A 2,602-nucleotide genomic window follows, 5' to 3' on the forward strand; every position below is an offset into this window, starting at 1 on the left:
TTGAGCACCTCGCGCCAGGTGCCCGCGTGCGGCAGGCCGAGCCGGTACCTGCTGTGCTCGGCGCCCGAGAAGTTGAAGACGCAGGCCATCATCGATCCGTCGTCGCCGAACCTCAGGAAGCTGAGCACATTGTTGGCCGAATCGTTGGCATCGATCCACGAGTAACCCTCGGGCTGGGTGTCACGGGACCACAGTGCACGCCGGTCCTTGTAGATCTCGTTGGTGTCGCTCAGCATGCGAAGGATCCCGTCGGAGAAGCCCTGCTCGTCGAGCTGGAACCAGTCGACCCCACGCTCCTCGGACCACTCGGCGCGCTGCCCGAATTCCTGGCCCATGAACAACAACTGCTTGCCCGGGTGGGCCCACTGATAGGCCAGCAGACTGCGGATGCCGGCGGCCTTCATGTGGTCGTTGCCGGGCATCCGCCCCCACAGCGTCCCCTTGCCGTGCACGACATCGTCGAGGCAGATCGGCAGCACGAAGTTCTCACTGAAGGCGTAAATCATCGAGAACGTGATCTCACCGTGGTGGTAACTGCGATGGATCGGGTCGCGCTTGATGAACTCCAGTGTGTCGTTCATCCAGCCCATGTTCCACTTCATGGAGAAGCCGAGGCCGCCAAGGTTTGTCGGACGCGTCACGCCCGGCCACGAGGTGGACTCCTCGGCGATGGTGACGATGCCGGGGTTGATCTTGTGGACGGTCGCGTTCATCTCCTGAAGGAACTGCACCGCTTCGAGGTTCTCCCGGCCACCGTAGATGTTCGGCGACCAACCACCCTCCGGGCGGGAGTAGTCGAGGTAGAGCATCGAGGCCACGGCGTCCACGCGTAGACCGTCGATGTGGTACTCCTGCAGCCAGTACAGAGCGTTGGCGACCAGGAAGTTGCGCACCTCCGCGCGGCCGAAGTCGAAAACGTAGGTACCCCAGTCCAACTGCTCTCCGCGCCGCGGGTCGCCGTGCTCGTAGAGCGCGGTTCCGTCGAAGCGCCCCAACGCCCACGAGTCCTTGGGGAAGTGGGCGGGCACCCAGTCGACGATCACGCCGATCCCGGCGCGGTGCAGCGCGTCGACGAGATACCTGAACTCGTCGGGTGAGCCGAACCGCGAGGACGGGGCGTAGTAGGACGTGACCTGGTATCCCCACGATCCACCGAACGGGTGCTCGGCGACGGGGAGCATCTCGACGTGGGTGAAGCCGTGTTGCACAACGTATTCGGTGAGCTGATCGGCCAGTTCAGTGTAGCTCAGTCCCGGTCGCCAGGAACCCAGGTGCACCTCGTAGGTGCTCATCGGCTCGAACACGGGATTGCGCATCGTGCGGCCGTCCATCCACTCCGCGTCATCCCAGGTGTAGTCGGTCTCGAACACCTTCGACGCAGTCTGGGGCGGTATCTCGGTCGCGAACGCCATCGGGTCCGCACGATCGACGACCGAACCGTCGGCGCCGTGCACGCGGAATTTGTAGAGTCCTCCGTCGGGGAAGTTCGGCCAGAACACCTCCCACACGCCGGTGGACCCGAGCACACGCATCTGCGCCTCGTTTCCCCAGTGGTTGAAGTCCCCGGTGACGCTGACGCCCTTGGCGTTCGGTGCCCACACCGCGAACGACACGCCACTGACGTCTCCGTCGGCGGTCGTGAACGTGCGCCGATGTGCGCCGAGAATCTCCCACAGGCGTTCGTGGCGGCCCTCGCCGAACAGATGCAGGTCTATCTCGCCCAGGGTCGGCAGGAAGCGGTACGCGTCGGCGACGGTGTGCACGAACGCCGAATCGTCGTCGGAGTACCGGATCGCCAACCGATAGTCGATGAGGTCGGTGAACGGAACCGCGACGGCGAACAGTCCGGATTCGATGTGCTGCATCGGGTACCTGTTGCCACCGATCAGCGCTTCGACGGACACGGCGTGTGGACGGTAGGCACGGATCACCGTGTGGTCCCCGAACTCGTGCGCGCCGAGGACCGAGTGCGGGTCGTGATGTTCGGCGGCCAGCAATCGATTGAGGTCGGCGGTGTGCGGCCGAAGATGCGGGCTGTCGATCTGGTTCTCCAGGTTGGACGCGTTGGTCATGTCCTCACTCCCTACGCAGCAGATTGTTTCGTTGATCGACCGGAACGTGCGGCATGTTCAGAACGTGGGCGACCGCTCTGGCGGGGTCAAGACGCACGTAATTGCTCTGACCCCACTGGTATTCCTCGCCGGTGATCTCGTCACGCACCCAGAAGCGGTCCTGCTGCTCCATGCCGAGGGCGCCCATGTCGAGCCACAGCGTGCCGTCCTCCGGGCCGAACGGATTGATGGTCACGACTACCAGGACCTGGTCGCCGGTCGACGGATCGAACTTGCTGTAAGCCAGCAGGGCGTCGTTGTCGATGTGGTGGAAGGTGATGGTTCGGAGCTGCTGCAGCGCCGGATGCACGCGGCGGATCTCGTTGAGTCGGGTGATGAACGGTTCGAGCGACTCCCCGTCGGCCAGCGCCGCGTCGAAGTCACGCGGCCGAAGTTCGTATTTCTCCGAGTTCAGGTACTCCTCACTGCCCTCACGCACGGCACGGTGCTCGAACAGTTCGTAGCCGGAGTACATGCCCCACGTTGGGCTC

General features: G+C 64.1%; 1 protein-coding gene and 1 pseudogene. Both read right to left on the minus strand.

Annotation, left to right across the window (positions count from 1 at the left end; genetic code table 11):
- A partial coding sequence (glgB, locus tag ACOJSN_RS19210; protein ID WP_420114095.1) for a 1,4-alpha-glucan branching protein GlgB occupies positions 1 to 2,072 on the minus strand: 2,072 nt, incomplete at its 3' end.
- Positions 2,073 to 2,076: 4 nt separating this feature from the next.
- Positions 2,077 to 2,602, minus strand: a pseudogene (locus tag ACOJSN_RS19215) (alpha-1,4-glucan--maltose-1-phosphate maltosyltransferase); the annotation flags it as partial.

Source organism: Pseudactinotalea sp. (genome assembly GCF_048594945.1).
Lineage (GTDB): Bacteria > Actinomycetota > Actinomycetes > Actinomycetales > Beutenbergiaceae > Pseudactinotalea.